The sequence below is a fragment of the Streptomyces sp. MP131-18 genome (assembly GCF_001984575.1).
Lineage (GTDB): Bacteria > Actinomycetota > Actinomycetes > Streptomycetales > Streptomycetaceae > Streptomyces > Streptomyces johnsoniae.
This window is the reverse complement of record NZ_LZNS01000001.1, coordinates 6471505-6485814: the sequence shown is the minus strand read 5'-3', so window position 1 is coordinate 6485814 and position 14310 is coordinate 6471505. Positions and strand designations below refer to the sequence as shown.

Sequence of the window (14310 nt, the reverse complement as noted above, 5' to 3'; positions counted from 1 at the left end):
TCCAGGAAGTGGATGTGGGGGGAGTGGGGGGGGAGGCGCCGTCAGGCGACGCGGCCGACACCCGCGCCCGCGGGCACGATCTCGGGCAGGCGCTGCGGATCGTCCAGGGTGTAGGCGTAGTAGGTGCTGGGCTCCACGACCGTGCCCAGCGTCTCGGGCGTGCCCGAGCCGACGTACACGTTGTCCCGCTCGACCACGCGGCCGGGACCGCTCTCGTCGTAGCCGGAGTAGATGGGGTGCGGCACGTTCTCGAAGTAGTTGCCCTCCACCAGCACACCGGCGTCCTCGGTCGAGGCGACGCCGTACAGGGCGTTGTCGCGGTAGTAGTTGTTGAACACGTGCACGGGCTCGGCGAAGCGGACGCGCGGGTGCCGCTGCTCCGTTCCGTCGAAGAAGTTGTGGTGGAACGTGACCCGCAGCTTGCCCGTGTCCTGGCCGCCGTTGGCGTCGGAGTGGCCGATCAGCATCGTCTTGCTGTGCGTGTGGAAGTGGTTCCACGACACGGTGATGTAGTCCGCGCCCCGCACGATGTCGATGAGGCCGTCGGCTCCGGCCGTGAACTCGCAGTGGTCGATCCAGATGTGGTGCGAGTCCTGCTGGATGCTGACGGAGTCGTCCTCCCCGCCGGTGAAGCGCAGATTGCGGATGATCACGTTCTGCCTGCGGTACATGTCGAGGCCGCCGCCGGTGATCTCGGCGTCAGGACCGAGACCGACGATCGTCTTGTCGGAGCGCACACCCTGTTTGCTGGTGATCGCGATGGTGCCCTGCACCTGGATGACGTACGGCTCGTTGCGGTCGCAGTAATCGAGGAACGTGTCCGCGTCCGACACGGTGACCACCTCGCCGGCGATGCCGCCGGTCGTGCCGTCGAGACCCAGCGCGTTCACCCCGGCGAAGCCGTCCGCGGTGGCGGCGGCACCGGGCGCCGAACGGGGAGCGGCACGCGGCGCCGAACGGGCCTGGCCCGCGAGGGCCAGCGCGGCGGCCGTGCCGGCCGTGCCGGCGAGGAGGCCGCGGCGGGTGAGGGAGACGTCGCGCGTCATGCCGCCCCCCCCCTCGATCCGCCCGGCACCGGCGCCGGCCGGGACCACCTCGGGAACGTCTGCGGCCGGGTCCAGCGCGTAATCGTAGGAGGCGCCCGGCTCCGCGACCGAGCCGCGGGTCTCGATCTCGTGATTGCAGTCGACGAGGATGTTGTCGCGCTCCACCATGCGCCCCAGATCGCCGCTGAAGTCGACGCGGCCGGGGTTGTTGACGCTGTAGAAGTAGTTGCCCTCCAGCACCACACCCGCGTCCATGGCCGAGACCACGCCGTAACTGTTGTCGTAGTAGTAGTTGTTGTAGACGTGGACCGTCTCGGCGAAACGAACGCGCGGGTTGCGCTGGTCCGAGGTGTCGAAGAAGTTGTGGTGGTACGTCACGCGCAGGCGGCCGGCGTCCTGGGCGGCGTTGTCGTCGTCGTGCCCGACGAGCAGCGTCTTGTCGTGGTCGTAGAAGTGGTTCCACGAGACGGTGACGTAGTCGGAGCCCCGCTTGACGTCGACGGCGCCGTCGTCGCCGTCCGAGAAGTCGTTGTGGTCGATCCAGATGTGGTGGGAGAACATCTGGACGTTGATCAGGTCGTCCGTCGCGCCGGATACCGACAGATTCCGGATGATGATGTTGTGCACCGCGTCCGGCGGCGGCGAGGTCACGGATTCGTCGACCGGCAGGCCGATGTTCAGCCCACCGCCGGTGAGGGCCGCGTCGGCACCGAGCCCGACGATGGTCTTGTCGGACGCCACGTCGTGCATGCCGTCGCTGTCCCCGGTCGGCAGCGGAATGGTGCCGCTCACCTGCACCACGAGCGGCTCGGGCCGCGCGATGTAGTCGAGGAACTGCTCGGTCGTCGAGGCGGTGACCACCTCGCCGCCCGCTCCCCCGGTGGTGCCGTCCTGCCCGAGCGCGGACACGCTCGCGAAGCCGTCCGCGACCGCCGCGGGCGCGACCACATCGGGGGCGACGGACGCGGCGCCGGCCGTACCTGGCAGCACGGCGGCGGACACGGCCGCCACTGACGCCGCGGCCAGGCAGGCTCCCAGCGGGCCTGGCCTGTTCCTGAATAACGTTCTTGATGGCTGCACGGTGCTTGCCCCTTCCTCGCCGTCCGTCGACGCGCACGCCGAAGGTGCGGCTCGTGGCTGGTGAAGGTTCCGGCGGGCGTGCCCGCCGGTGCCGTGGGAATCGCTTGCCCGGGGGGTCGTCCCAGCCCCGGGCAAGCGCCTCACCCCGGAAAGTAAGCGCTTACTGCATACATGTCAAGAGTCGCGCCCGGCTTCCTCGATGGAGGCGGGTAGCAAGGAAAGAACGATGCAGCAAGCGGTTGTCGACCCGCGGTCTGCCCCGGCGGCGGATCGGTCGTGCGCTCCGTGTCAGGCGGGGTCGGGCAGGGGGTGGCGGACCGGGTGACCGGCGGTTCGCAGGGCCGTCTTGACCTCGCCGATGCGCAGATCGCCGAAGTGGAAGACCGATGCGGCGAGCACCGCGTCAGCGCCCGCGGCGACGGCCGGGGCGAAGTGTTCCCCGCGGCCCGCTCCGCCCGAGGCGATGACCGGGATCGACACCTGGGCGCGGACCGCCGCGATCATCTCCGTGTCGTACCCGTCCTTCGTGCCGTCCGCGTCCATTGAGTTGAGCAGTATCTCCCCCGCCCCGAGCCCGGCCGCCCGGTGCGCCCACTCCACCGCGTCCAGGCCCGTGCCGCGCCGGCCGCCGTGCGTGGTCACCTCGAAACCGGACGGGGTCGTGGTGCCCTCGGGGCAGCGCCTGGCGTCCACCGACAGCACCAGCACCTGGCGGCCGAACCGCTCCGCGATCTCCCGGATCAGCTCGGGCCGCGCGATGGCCGCCGTGTTCACGCCCACCTTGTCCGCGCCGGCCCGCAGCAGCCGGTCGACGTCGTCCGCGGTGCGGACGCCGCCGCCGACGGTCAGCGGGATGAAGACCTGCTCCGCCGTCCGGCGCACCACGTCGTACGTCGTCTCCCGGTTGCCCGAGGAGGCGGTGATGTCGAGGAACGTCAACTCGTCCGCGCCCTCGGCGTCATAAACCTGCGCCATCTCCACCGGGTCACCGGCGTCCCGCAGGTTCTGGAAGTTGACCCCCTTGACCACCCGGCCGTTGTCCACGTCCAGGCAGGGGATCACTCGTACGGCCAGGGTCACGTTGCGGCTCCTCGATACGCTTCAAGCTCCACTTCCACCAGCACCCGCGAGTCGGCGAACCCGGACACCACCACGACCGTGACGACCGGCCCGACCGCGCCGAGCAGCTCCCGGTGGGCACGCCCCACGTCCTCCGCGTCCCGGGCGTGACTGATGTACAGGCGGGTGCGGACGACGGATTCGGCGCCGATCCCGAACGGTCCCAGCGCCGCGATTGCCTCGCCCAGCGCCGATTTGGCCTGCTCGTACGGGTCACCAATGGCGGCCGCCCCGTCCGCCTCCGGGATCGTGCCCGCCACCAGCACCAGGTCGCCCGCCGCCACCGCGCGTGCGGAACCGATGGTCTCCTGCCAGGGACTTCCGTTCCGCACCCGCTCCACACTCATGCCGCCACGGCCTCCAAGGCCTCTTCCAGGGTGAACGCCCTGGCGTAGAGCGCCTTTCCGACAATCGCACCTTCGACGCCCTCGGGTACCAGGGTGGCAAGGGCCCGCAGATCGTCAAGGGTGGCCACGCCCCCCGAGGCGACGACCGGGCGGTCCGTGGCGGCGCACACGTCCCGCAGCAGCTGGAGATTCGGGCCCTTCAGCGTGCCGTCCTTGTTGATGTCGGTGACGACGTACCGCGCGCAGCCCTCGCGGTTCAGCCGCTCCAGCGTCTCGTACAGGTCGCCGCCGTCCCGCGTCCAGCCGCGCCCGCGCAGCGTGGTGCCGCGGACGTCGAGGCCCACGGCGATGCGGTCGCCGTGCTCCGCGATGACCTTGGCCACCCAGTCGGGCGACTCCAGCGCGGCGGTCCCCAGGTTGACGCGGGTGCAGCCGGTGCCGAGCGCGGCGCGCAGCGAGTCGTCGTCGCGGATGCCGCCCGACAGCTCGACCTTGATGTCCATGGCCTGCACGACCTCCGCGATCCTCGCGCGGTTGTCGCCGGTGCCGAACGCGGCGTCCAGGTCGACCAGGTGCAGCCACGGGGCGCCGGCGCGCTGCCAGGCCAGGGCCGCGGCGAGCGGGTCGCCGTAGGAGGTTTCCGTTCCGGACTCGCCGTGCACCAGGCGCACCGCCTGGCCGTCGCGGACGTCGACGGCGGGAAGCAGTTCCAGCATCAAAGAGTCTCGATCCAGTTGGTGATGAGGCGGGCACCGGCGTCGCCCGACTTTTCCGGGTGGAACTGCGTGGCCCACAGCGGGCCGTTCTCCACGGCGGCGACGAACGGCTCGCCGTGGGTCGCCCAGGTGACCTTGGGGGCGGACAGGGCCGCGGTGCCGCTGTCGGGCGGCAGCTCCCACTCGTGCACGGCGTAGGAGTGCACGAAGTAGAACCGCTCCTCGGCGGACAGTCCGGCGAACAGCGCGGAGCCGGCCGGGGCGCGGACGGTGTTCCAGCCCATGTGCGGCACGATGGGCGCGCGCAGCGGCCCGACGGTGCCGGGCCATTCGTCCAGGCCCTTGCTCTCCACGTCGTGCTCGATGCCGCGGGCGAAGAGGACCTGCATGCCGACGCAGATGCCGAGCACGGGCCGCCCGCCCGCGAGGCGCCGCTGCACGGCCCAGTCGCCGCGCGCCTCGCGAATGCCGTTCATACAGGCGGCGAACGCGCCGACGCCCGGCACCAGCAGCCCGTCCGCCCGCAGCGCGGCGTCGAGGTCCCGGGTGATCTCGACCCGCGCCCCGGCCCTGGCGACGGCCCGCTCGGCGGAACGGACGTTGCCGAACCCGTAGTCGAAGACGACGACACTCTTCATGGCTACCACTCCAGCCTCAGCACCCCCGCCAGCAGGCAGAGGCCGCTGGCGACGGCGAGCAGCACGACGACGCCGCGGGGCAGCCCCTGCTTCGCGAACGAGTACACGCCGCCGGCCAGGAAAAGCCCGACGACGATGAGCAGCGTCGAAACCCCGTTCACAATGTCTCTCCGTTCACAGGGCGCCCTTGGTCGAGGGGATGCCCGGCTGCCTGGGGTCGATCTCGCTGGCGTGGCGCAGGGCGCGGGCCAGGGCCTTGAACTGGCACTCCACGATGTGGTGCGCATTGCGGCCGTACGGGACGTGAACGTGGAGCGCCACCTGTGCCTGGGCGACGAAGGACTCCAGGATGTGGCGCGTCATCGTGGTGTCGTAGGAGCCGATCATCGGCGCCATGTTGTCCGGCTCGCGGTGCACCAGGTAGGGACGGCCCGACAGGTCCACGGTCACCTGCGCGAGCGCCTCGTCCAGGGGGACGGAGGCGTCGGCGAAACGGACGATGCCGCTCTTGTCGCCGAGCGCCTGCCGGAAGGCTGCGCCGAACGCGAGGGCGGTGTCCTCGATGGTGTGGTGGCTGTCGATGTGCAGGTCGCCCTCGGTCTTGACGCTGAGGTCGAACAGGCCGTGCCGGCCCAGCTGGTCGAGCATGTGGTCGAAGAAGCCGACTCCTGTCGACACATCGACCTGCCCGGTGCCGTCGAGACCGATCTCGACGAGCACCGACGTCTCCTTGGTGGTGCGTGACACGCGGCCCACGCGGGTCATTCGCTGATCTCCTTCGTCACTGCACGTATCGCGTCGAGGAACGCGTCGTTCTCCGCGCGGGTCCCGGTCGAGACCCGCAGCCGGCCGGGCACGCCGTTGTCCCGGACGAGCACGCCGTGGTCGAGCAGCCGCCGCCAGACGGCAGCCGCGTCGGCGAACCGGCCGAACTGCACGAAGTTGGCGTCGGACTCCGTGACCTCGCAGCCGATCGCCCGCAGCTCGGTCACCAGCCGGTCCCGTTCGGCCTTGAGCTCCTCGACGTAACTCAAGAGAGTATCCGTGAACTCCAGGGCGGCGAGCGCCGTGGCCTGCGTGACCGTGGACAGGTGGTAGGGCAGGCGCACCAGCTGTACCGCGTCCACCACGGCCGGGTCAGCCGCCAGGTAGCCGAGGCGCAGCCCGGCCGCGCCGAACGCCTTCGACATGGTGCGGCTGATCACCAGCAGCGGGCGGCCCCCGGTCAGCGGGAGCAGCGAGGGGTGGTGGCTGAACTCGGCGTACGCCTCGTCCACGACGACCAGTGCGCCGCGCGGCCCCGGCGCGGCCCGCTGCGCCGCGTCGTACAGGGCGAGCACGGTCTCCGGGCCGACGGCGGTGCCCGTCGGGTTGTTCGGCGAGCAGATGAACAGCACGTCGGGCCGGTGCTCGTGCACGGCGGCGACGGCCGCGTCCCGGTCGATGCCGAAGTCCTCGGTGCGCGGCCCCGAGATCCACCCGGTGCCGGTGCCGCGGGCGATGAGGGAGTGCATCGAGTACGTGGGGTCGAAGCCGAGCGCGCTGCGCCCGGGGCCGCCGAACGCCTGGAGGAGCTGCTGGAGCACCTCGTTGGACCCGTTCGCGGCCCAGACCTGCTCGGGCCCGAGAGCCAGGCCCGCGGTCCTGGAGAGGTAGGCGGCCAGCTCGGTGCGCAGGAGCACCGCGTCCCGGTCCGGGTAGCGGTTCATGTCGCGGGCCGCGGCGGCCACGCGCTCCGCGATGCGGCGCACCAGATCCTCGGGCGCGGGGTACGGGTTCTCGTTGGTGTTGAGCCGCACCGGAACGTCCAGCTGGGGGGCGCCGTAGGGCGTCTTGCCGCGCAACTCGTCCCGGACGGGGAGGTCGTCGATGCGTGTCACGCGCCTGACCGGGCCTTCCCGCTCTCGAAGCGCACCTTGACCGCGGTGCCGTGGGCGGGCAGGTCCTCCGCCTCGGCCAGCGCCACCACGTGGTGGGCGACCTCGGCCAGCGCCTGCCGGTCGTAGTCGACGACGTGGATGCCGCGCAGGAACGACTGGACGGACAGCCCGGAGGAGTGGCAGGCGCAGCCGCCGGTGGGCAGCACGTGGTTGGAGCCCGCGCAGTAGTCGCCCAGCGAGACGGGGGCGTGCGGCCCGACGAACACGGCGCCGGCGTTGCGGACGCGGGCGGCGACGGCCGCGGCGTCCTCGGTGTGGATCTCCAGGTGCTCCGCGGCATAGGCGTCGCTGACGGCGAGACCGTGGTCGAGGTCGCGGACCAGGACGATCCCGGACTGCCGGCCGGTCAGCGCCTCGGAGATGCGTTCGTGGTGCTTGGCGGCGGCGACCTGCGGGCCCAGCTCGGCGTCGACCGCGTCGGCCAGCTCCGCGGAGGGTGTGATCAGGACGGCGGCGGCCAGCACGTCGTGCTCGGCCTGGCTGATGAGGTCGGCGGCGATCAGCCGGGGGTCGGCGGAGGCGTCGGCGAGCACGGCGATCTCGGTCGGCCCGGCCTCGGCGTCGATGCCGACGATGCCCTTCAGCAGACGCTTGGCGGCGGTCACGTACACGTTGCCAGGGCCGGTGACCAGCTTCACCGGGGCACACTCGGCCGTGCCGTGGGCCAACATGGCGACGGCCTGGGCGCCGCCCGCGGCGTGGACCTCGGTGACGCCGAGCAGGGCGCAGGCGGCCAGGATCGTGGGGTGCGGCAGGCCCTCGCCCCACTCGTTGCCCGGGGCGCGCTGGGGTGGCGAGGCGATCACGAGCGAACCGACGCCGGCCTCCTGCGCGGGCACCACGTTCATGACGACGGAGGAGCCGTACGCGGCCTTGCCGCCGGGCACGTAGAGGCCGACGCGCTCCACCGGCACCCACCGCTCGGTGACGGTGCCGCCGGGCACGACGCGCACGGCGGTGTCGGTGCGCCGCTGCTCGCGGTGCACGAGGCGGGCGCGCCGGATGGACTCCTCCAGGGCGGACCTGACGGCCGGGTCCAGCTCGGCGAGGGCGCGCTCCAGGGCTTCCGCGGGCACGCGGGTGCGCTCGATGGTGACCTGCTCGAACCGCTGCGCGTAGTCGATCAGCGCCGCGGTCCCCCGATGGCGTACGTCCTCGCAGATGGGCCGCACCTTCTCCAGGGCGGCCTCGACGTCGAGTTCGGCGCGGGGCAGCAGGTCGCGGTCGATCGCCCCCTGGCCGGGGGAACTCCGCAGGTCGATTCGGGTCAGCACCCGTCCAGTCTCGCAGACGTCACACGGGCACCGCTGACGCGTTTCACCATGCGGGCCCTCCCCCGGAGCCCAGCCGATAGGCTGGCCGGTCGTGACGACCACGCGCCTGCCGCTCTTTCCGCTGAACACCGTGCTGTTTCCCGGGCTGGTGCTGCCGTTGAACGTTTTCGAGGCCAGATACCGGGCCATGATGCGGGACCTGCTCGAACTTCCGGGCGAGGGGCCACGTCCGTTCGGTGTCGTCGCCATCAGGGACGGCCACGAGGTGGCGCCGAGCGCGCTCGGCCTGCCGGACGGCTCGGAGCCGCCGGAGGCGGGCGCGGGGGCCGGGTTCGCGCAGGACCCGATGCTGTCGTTCCACGGCGTGGGCTGTATCGCGGACGCCTCGACGATCAGGGCGCGGTCCGCGGCGGGCGGCGCGGACGAGGAGGATGCCGAGGGCTACGAGGTGCTGGCCACCGGGACGACCAGGTTCCGGCTGGTCTCGGTGCACACCGAGGGGCCGTACCTGACGGCGGACGTCGAGCCGCTCCCGGAGGAGCCGGGCGAGGGCGCGGGCGCGCTGGCCTCCGGGGTGCTGCGGGCGTTCCGCGCCTACCAGAAGGTGCTCGCGGGGGCGAACGAGCGGACGCTCGCCCCGGGGCAGGAGCTGCCGGAGGACCCGTCGGTGGTGTCCTATCTGGTGGCGGCGGCGACGATGCTGTACACGTCGGACAAGCAGCGGCTGCTCCAGGCCAAGGACACGGCGACGAGACTCGCGGAGGAGCTGCGTATTTTGCGGCAGGAGACGTCACTGATCGGCAAGCTGCCCTCCGTGCCCGGCGCCGAGTACACCGCCCGTCCGACGAGTCTGAACTGAGCGGAGGGAACGGCAGTGGGCAGGAAGCAGCGCGCCGCGGCGGGCGGCACGCCGGCGACGGTGGCCGCGACGCGGGCGGGCATCGCCTTCCGCGTCCACGCGTACGCGCACGATCCGGCCGCCGCGTCCTATGGCGAGGAGGCGGCCGAGGCACTGGGCACCGACCCGCGGCGGGTGCTGAAGACCCTGGTGGCCGAGGTGGACGGGGCGCTGACGGTGGCGGTGGTGCCGGTGTCCGCTTCGCTGGGCCTCAAGGCGCTGGCGGCGGCGGTCGGCGGGAAGCGGGCGGCGATGGCCGACCCGGCGGCGGCGGAGCGGACCACGGGCTACGTGCGGGGCGGGATCTCGCCGCTCGGGCAGCGCAAGCGGCTGCCGACGGTGATCGACTCCTCGGCGGCCGGGCACGAGACGGTTTTCGTCTCGGCGGGCCGGCGGGGTCTGGAGATCGAGCTGTCCCCGGCGGACCTGGTGACGCTGACGGGCGCGCGCACGGCGCTGATCGCGAAGGACTGACCGAACGGGGGCCGGCCGCGCGTTCCGGCCGCGAAGGCACCGTTCGGCACGCCGCCGATCCGCAGGCGGCCGGTCGTGCCGCGCCCGTTCAGGAAGTGCCTCCCGGCGCGTGGTCCGGCGGCGGCGCGCCGTGTTCGCGCCAGTGCGGCAGCTCCGCGGGCTGCTGCTGCGGCTCGCGGGGCCCCCAGGCCGCCATGCACAGCAGGTGGACGCCGACGGCGGCGAACGGCAGGCCGAGCAGCACGCCGCGGGCCCCGATGTTGAGTGGGGCGTCGAACTCGACGCCGGCGCCGACTTCCCTGGCATGTCCGGCGACGTCCTGCGCCGGGCCGAGCCACACCCCGAGCCGCCAGGCCAGCCACGAGCCGGCCAGGGCGCCCGCGGCCAGGCCGATCGCAGTGCCCACGCCGCCGCGGCGGCGCGCCACGAAGACCGCGATGCCGACCGGCACGCCGAGCGCGAGGCCGAACAGCAGGAACGTGGCGTCGGCGCCCATGGCCGCCTGCCCCTCCGAATTGGCGAGCAGCACCGCCTGGCCGTCGGAGACGAGCGGAACGCGCGGCGCGCGCCACAGCCACAGCAGGCCGAGCACCAGCCCGCCGACGACGGCGACCGGCAGGGCGACGAGCAGGCCGTCGCGTATCTCGCGGCCCCAGTCGGGCGCGGTCCCCGCCGCGGCGCGGCCGGGCACGGGCGCCGCGGCCCTGGCCGCCCACGGGTCGTGGCCCTCGCCTCCGGCGGTGTGCTCGGCGGCATTGTCGGCGGCCGGACGGTGATCCGGTGCAGGCTGGGGAACGGTCACCCCGTCATCCTGCCAGGTGCGGGCACCTGTTCGGCCCGCGGGACGGCCGTTCGGGCGTATGAGCGTATTTTCGGGCGGCTCAGCGCAGGGCCGCCCTGCGGTACGCCCACGTGGCCAGGGCGAGCGCCGCGGCGCCGACGGCGGCGCAGACGGCGAGGTTCGCCGCGACCGAACCCCAGTCGGTCCGCGGGGCCAGGGCCGCGGCCAGCGCGTCGACGCCGTAGCTGGACGGCAGCAGCTCCCTCAGCCAGCGCACCGGCTCCGGCAGCCGCCCCTCGGGCAGCACCCCGAGCAGCAGCGCCGCGGACATGCCCAGCTGTCCGCACAGGGTGGCCAGCTCGGCACGCGGCGCCAGCAGCCCGAGCGCGGCGCCGAGCCCGGCGAGCGCGGCACCGGCCAGCGGTACGACGGCCGCGATCACCCACAGGCCGCCCATCGGCAGCTGGTAGAGCAGGCTCCCGGTGACGGCGGTGACGATCACGCCAGGCACCGTGAACGACGCGTACGCGGCGGCCGTGCCCAGCGCGACCGCCGCCGCGGGCACCGGCAGCGTCGCGTAGTGGTCGAGGCCGCCTGCGGACCGCAGCTGCCCGAAGTACTGGGCCAGCAGGTTGAGCGCGACGAACGCCACGACGAGCACGGCGGAGCCGGCCACCACGGCGCGCGCCTCCTCGCCCCCGCCGCCGTCCACGACGCCGCGCATCAGGACCATGATCCCGATGGACTGGAAGGTGGCGACGAACAGCAGCGGTATCCGCGCCACGCGGGCGCGCGAGAGCTGCGCCCGGTAGACCGCCCCGAGAGCGGGCCACAGGCGAGCGCCCGGTGCCAGGGGGTGCACGGCGCTGATCGCGGATGTGCTCACGAGCGCTCCAGTCCCGCGCCCCGGCCGCCGAGCGCCAGGTAGACGTCCTCCAGGCTGGGGGTGGCCAGGGTGAAGTCGTCGAGCGCGGCGAACGCGGGACCCTGGGTGACGGCGGCCACGACCGAACGGGCCCGCTCCGGCGGCAGCCGCAGCGTCCAGCGGCGGCCCGCGACGGTGGCCGCGCCGTACAGGGCGGCGATCTCCGGCTCGTCCAGCGGCGGTTCACCGCGCCAGACCAGGTCGAGGCGCACCTCGGAACTGACCATGCCCTTCAGACCGCCCGGTGTGTCACAGGCGATGACACGCCCTGAGTCGAGGACCGCGACCCGGTCGAGGACCGTTTCCGCCTCGATGACGTTGTGGGTGACGAGCAGCACCGTGGTGCCGTTCCCGGTGCGCCGCCTGTCGATCGCCGACCACACCGCGCGCCTGGCCACCGGGTCCATGCCGGCCGTCGGCTCGTCCAGCACGAGCACGGGGCGTTCGCCGGTCAGCGCGGCGGCCACGCAGGCGAGCCGCCGCTGCCCGCCGGACAGCTTCTTCAGCGGCTGCCCGGCCAGGGGCGCAAGCCCCAGTTCGTCGAGGACGGCGTCGCGCTCGCGGCGGGCCGCGTCGGGCCCGAGGCCGCGCAGCCGCCCGGTGGTCTCGGCGGCGAGCGCCACCGTCAGCTCGTCGAGCGCGGTCGACTCCTGCCCGAGATAGGCCAGCAGCCGCGCGGCCCGGCGCGGGTGGCGCACCAGGTCGTGCCCGAGCAGGGTGATGTGGCCGGCGTCGGGCCGCAGCAGGCCGGTGAGCTGCCGGACGAGCGTGGTCTTTCCCGCTCCGTTGGGCCCCAGCAGGCCGAAGATCTCCCCGCGGGCCACGTCCAGGCTGATGTCGTCGCTGGCGCGCACGGGCCCGGGCCGTTCGGCGTTCCGCCCGCGGCCGGCGCGGCCCCGCGCGGCCGGGTAGGTCTTGGTCAGGCCGCGCACGGCGAAGGCGGGCCGGGCGGCGGTCGCCGTACTGCCCGGCGCGCGCCGCTCCGCCGTGGGATGGGAGCCGGCCCGTGCGATGGATGAGGCCACGATGGAGGAGCCTACGTGGCGGCCCGCACCCGCCGGACACCGGGGCACGTTTCGGTCAAGTCGCCGCCCGCCGGGGGCCCGCGCCCTCAGGAGGCCCGTTCGGCGCCGGTGCGCCCGTCGACCTCGCGCCAGAAGCCCGCGCGGATCGCGTACCGGTCCTGCTCGTCGATCTGATCGTCCTTGTGCGCGAGCAGCCCGAAGCGGGCCGCGTAGCGCAGCAGTTCACCGTCGATGCGGTGCGGGATGCGCGGGTACTCGCCGGAGAGCTGCTGCAAGTGGACCGGGGCGGAGAGGCGTTCGGCCCAGCGGCGGGCGAAGACCTGGCCGACCTCGAACGGGTCGCCGCTGACGGCCGTGATGTCCTCCTCGCGGTCGGCCCACCGCTGTTCCGCGGTGGTGAGCTGGGAGAGCATCGGCAGCCCGGCGACCTCCGGCGGTTCCTCCGGGGTGCCGCGGTCCACCCAGCCGCGGTCGGAGGACCAGCGCAGCGTGGCGGTGGCCGGGGGCGGGACGGGACGGCCGAGCGAGGCGAGATCCTTGGGCGTCGGAACGCCCTTGACCGCGGGGCCGGTGGCGTCGCGGTGCGGGGGCGGGCAGGGGGGCTCCCCGGTCTGCGGGGCGCCGTTCTTCACGGCGACCGCCGGCTCCCGCCCGGCGGGCTGTCCCGCGGGCGCGCCGGTCTCCGGCAGCGGGGCGGCGAGGATGGCGGCGATCTCGGAACGCGGAACGCCGTGCGGGGTGCCGGGGACGGCCGTGTCGCTGACGCGCACGGCGCGGGTGATCCAGGCCCGGTCGAGGACGCGGCGTTCGTCGGCCTCTGCCACCAGGTCCTCGGACTGGTTGTAGTCGCCGTCGGCGGCCTGGACGGCCCAGAGGTGCACGGCAACGCCGTGCTCCTTGGCCGACATCAGGCCCGGCAGCAGGTCGCCGTCGCCCGTGACGAGGACGATGTCGGCGCAGGCGCGGTTGCGGGCCAGCTCGGTCAGTTCGGCGTGCATGGCCGCGTCGACGCCTTTCTGCGCCCACCGCCCGTCACTTCTGGTGAGCGCGCCCAGGCGCACGGTGACGCGCGGCATGACGCGCAGCCGCCGGTGCTCCGGCTGGGGCACGCGGTCGGGCGCGCCGTCGAACCAGTAGATCCGCAGGAGCGGCCGGCCGGTGTCCGCCTCGGCGCGCTCCCGCAGGCCCTGGATGAGGGCCGCGTGGTCCACGGTGATGCGGGGCCGGGCAGGTTCTCCGGCGAGAAGGCTGGCGGCGGCGCCAAGCAGATAGCCCGCGTCCACCAGGACGACGCAGCGGTCCACGTTGCACCTTCTTTCTCCCGACGTTCCCGTACCGTTTTCTTGAGTCTGCCCGACCACGCCGCCGTTATCTGTGCCAACTCGATCTTCGGCGTGGCGAATCGACGACCCTCGCCGCCCGGAATGCGAACTATGTTGCGCCGTGCGAATCTGGTGGCGGTCGGCGTTCCGCGCCCGGAGGATGATTCACCCAGGAGGCGATCATGGCCAGGAACAAGAACCGCAACCGCCGGTCGGAGCAGCAGCGTCCGGCCGAGCAGAGCCGCGCCGAGGTTCCTGACGAGCAGCAGAAGACCAGGAAACGCGAGCGGCGCTTCGGCCACAACTGACGCGGCTCCGGCGCCGCGGGGCGCACACCCCGTCGCGGGAAGTGCGCCCCGTGGCGCCGGAGCCGGTCCGGCGGGCACCTTTCAGTCGGTGAAGGCGTGCCGTTCGTGTGCCGCCGCGAAATACCGCGCGTCGGACACCTGGGACACGACGGATTGCGCGGGCTCTTCGCCGCGGCGGGCGATGTCCCAGGCTTCGTGGACGCAGCGCAGCCTGTCCTCGAATGCCGCGCCGGGGAAATACACGGCCAGCGCGTGCACGGCCTCCTGCCGGGAACTGTGCACCTGGCGCAACAGGAATACTGCCTTTTCGATCATCCGGGTCTCCATGACGGCCCACCCCTCGAGTGGCGAAATCCTCCCTTTCGAAGGTAGACCTCGGAATTACCCGTTTCGGTAAAGCAGCTTCCATCATCGCGC

17 protein-coding genes are annotated in these 14310 nt (G+C 73.1%); 3 read left to right on the top strand and 14 right to left on the bottom strand.

What is annotated here, in order from left to right; genetic code table 11:
* Nucleotides 1-41: 41 nt before the first annotated feature.
* From STBA_RS38440 to hisD, 9 genes are all read right to left on the bottom strand, one after another.
* Nucleotides 42-2048, bottom strand: coding sequence for a right-handed parallel beta-helix repeat-containing protein (locus tag STBA_RS38440; RefSeq protein WP_216355984.1), 2007 nt, complete (start codon nt 2046-2048; stop codon nt 42-44).
* 366 nt (nt 2049-2414) lie between these two features.
* Nucleotides 2415-3206, bottom strand: a complete 792-nt coding sequence (gene hisF, locus STBA_RS28910) for an imidazole glycerol phosphate synthase subunit HisF (RefSeq protein WP_077062006.1) — start codon at nt 3204-3206, stop codon at nt 2415-2417.
* A complete protein-coding gene (locus tag STBA_RS28905; RefSeq protein WP_077062005.1) occupies nt 3203-3592 on the bottom strand; it encodes a Rid family hydrolase in 390 nt (129 codons plus the stop codon). The genes hisF and STBA_RS28905 overlap by 4 nt, the downstream gene beginning before the upstream one ends.
* The gene (priA, locus tag STBA_RS28900) at nt 3589-4308 is read right to left on the bottom strand and encodes a bifunctional 1-(5-phosphoribosyl)-5-((5-phosphoribosylamino)methylideneamino)imidazole-4-carboxamide isomerase/phosphoribosylanthranilate isomerase PriA (RefSeq protein WP_077062004.1); all 720 of its coding nucleotides are present in this window, start codon (nt 4306-4308) and stop codon (nt 3589-3591) included. Before priA ends, STBA_RS28905 begins: the two co-directional genes overlap by 4 nt.
* Nucleotides 4308-4946, bottom strand: coding sequence for an imidazole glycerol phosphate synthase subunit HisH (gene hisH / locus STBA_RS28895; RefSeq protein ID WP_077062003.1), 639 nt, complete (start codon nt 4944-4946; stop codon nt 4308-4310). Before hisH ends, priA begins: the two co-directional genes overlap by 1 nt.
* A 2-nt stretch (nt 4947-4948) precedes the next feature.
* Entirely contained in the window at nt 4949-5107 is a 159-nt protein-coding gene (locus tag STBA_RS38080; protein ID WP_171987811.1) for a hypothetical protein, read from the bottom strand.
* Between the two features lie 13 nt (nt 5108-5120).
* Nucleotides 5121-5711: an imidazoleglycerol-phosphate dehydratase HisB gene (gene hisB, locus STBA_RS28890; protein ID WP_077062002.1), complete on the bottom strand. Its 591-nt coding sequence runs from the start codon at nt 5709-5711 to the stop codon at nt 5121-5123.
* Nucleotides 5708-6826: a histidinol-phosphate transaminase gene (locus tag STBA_RS28885; RefSeq protein WP_077062001.1), complete on the bottom strand. Its 1119-nt coding sequence runs from the start codon at nt 6824-6826 to the stop codon at nt 5708-5710. Before STBA_RS28885 ends, hisB begins: the two co-directional genes overlap by 4 nt.
* Entirely contained in the window at nt 6823-8160 is a 1338-nt protein-coding gene (gene hisD, locus STBA_RS28880) for a histidinol dehydrogenase (RefSeq protein WP_077062000.1), read from the bottom strand. The genes STBA_RS28885 and hisD overlap by 4 nt, the downstream gene beginning before the upstream one ends.
* Before the next feature lie 91 nt (nt 8161-8251).
* Between hisD and STBA_RS28875 the strand changes: the two genes are divergently transcribed.
* Both STBA_RS28875 and ybaK read left to right on the top strand, forming a co-directional pair.
* The gene (locus STBA_RS28875) at nt 8252-9019 is read left to right on the top strand and encodes an LON peptidase substrate-binding domain-containing protein (RefSeq protein ID WP_077061999.1); all 768 of its coding nucleotides are present in this window, start codon (nt 8252-8254) and stop codon (nt 9017-9019) included.
* A gap of 15 nt (nt 9020-9034) precedes the next feature.
* Complete coding sequence (gene ybaK / locus STBA_RS28870; protein ID WP_077061998.1) at nt 9035-9532, top strand: Cys-tRNA(Pro) deacylase; 498 nt, start codon at nt 9035-9037, stop codon at nt 9530-9532.
* 88 nt (nt 9533-9620) lie between these two features.
* On the opposite strand, the gene STBA_RS28865 is transcribed toward ybaK, so the two are convergent.
* The 4 genes from STBA_RS28865 to STBA_RS28850 all read right to left on the bottom strand — a co-directional run bounded on the left by STBA_RS28865 (nt 9621) and on the right by STBA_RS28850 (nt 13567).
* Nucleotides 9621-10334 (bottom strand): ABC transporter permease, encoded by a 714-nt coding sequence (locus STBA_RS28865; RefSeq protein WP_077061997.1) that lies wholly within the window; start codon nt 10332-10334, stop codon nt 9621-9623.
* Nucleotides 10335-10413: 79 nt separating this feature from the next.
* Nucleotides 10414-11199: an ABC transporter permease gene (locus tag STBA_RS28860; protein ID WP_077061996.1), complete on the bottom strand. Its 786-nt coding sequence runs from the start codon at nt 11197-11199 to the stop codon at nt 10414-10416.
* Nucleotides 11196-12170, bottom strand: coding sequence for an ABC transporter ATP-binding protein (locus tag STBA_RS28855; protein WP_077063678.1), 975 nt, complete (start codon nt 12168-12170; stop codon nt 11196-11198). The genes STBA_RS28860 and STBA_RS28855 overlap by 4 nt, the downstream gene beginning before the upstream one ends.
* 179 nt (nt 12171-12349) lie before the next feature.
* Nucleotides 12350-13567, bottom strand: coding sequence for an NYN domain-containing protein (locus tag STBA_RS28850; protein ID WP_077061995.1), 1218 nt, complete (start codon nt 13565-13567; stop codon nt 12350-12352).
* Between the two features lie 200 nt (nt 13568-13767).
* Here STBA_RS28850 and STBA_RS39345 point away from each other — a divergent pair, with 200 nt between their 5' ends.
* Entirely contained in the window at nt 13768-13893 is a 126-nt protein-coding gene (locus tag STBA_RS39345) for a hypothetical protein (RefSeq protein ID WP_290443929.1), read from the top strand.
* 81 nt (nt 13894-13974) lie between these two features.
* Here STBA_RS39345 and STBA_RS28845 read toward each other — a convergent pair whose 3' ends face one another.
* Entirely contained in the window at nt 13975-14220 is a 246-nt protein-coding gene (locus STBA_RS28845) for a hypothetical protein (protein ID WP_077061994.1), read from the bottom strand.
* Between the last annotated feature and the right edge of the window lie 90 nt (nt 14221-14310).